The organism is Pseudoalteromonas sp. S3785, assembly GCF_005887365.1.
GTDB lineage: Bacteria > Pseudomonadota > Gammaproteobacteria > Enterobacterales > Alteromonadaceae > Pseudoalteromonas.
Genome location: NZ_PNCT01000095.1, coordinates 1 through 572, shown reverse-complemented (window position 1 = coordinate 572; position 572 = coordinate 1). Strand labels below are relative to the sequence as shown.

1 rRNA gene is annotated in these 572 nt (G+C 41.1%); it reads right to left on the bottom strand.

The annotated features are described in order from the left end of the window. Positions 1-118, bottom strand: a 16S ribosomal RNA gene (locus CWC17_RS18310); the annotation flags it as partial. Positions 119-572: the final 454 nt, after the last annotated feature.

Below are 572 nucleotides of genomic sequence, written 5' to 3'. Positions count from 1 at the left end.
ACTCACCCGTCCGCCGCTCGACGCCAGAGTAGCAAGCTACTCTTCGTTTCCGCTCGACTTGCATGTGTTAGGCCTGCCGCCAGCGTTCAATCTGAGCCATGATCAAACTCTTCAATTAAAAAGTTTTATGTCTTTCGACAGCTCAATGAATTCTGAATTTATTTAATATCTTTCGATATTGAATTGACTGTGCTGAATAACTACCTAAGTAATTATTCTGTTGGTCACTCAGTTTCAATTGAGACTCTAATTTGTTTGCCTCGCTACCGAAGTAGGTTGGCTGTTAGAACTCAATCTGTACGAGTGCCCACACAGATGATTGCTTTATATTGTTAAAGAACGTTGCGACGTTGTCGCTAGGGATGCGTATAATACATCCTTTATTTTTCGAGTCAACACTTAATTTTAAACTTTCTTGCGATGATTTAAAACCGAAGTTTTACTTAACTCTCTGAGCAGCTCGTGCCTCGCTATGCGTTGGCGTTCCCCGTCTCAGTGGGGTCGCATTATAGGGAGATCCGAAAACAGATCAACCCTTTTTTTAGATCTTTTTACTGTTCGATCAAAAATAA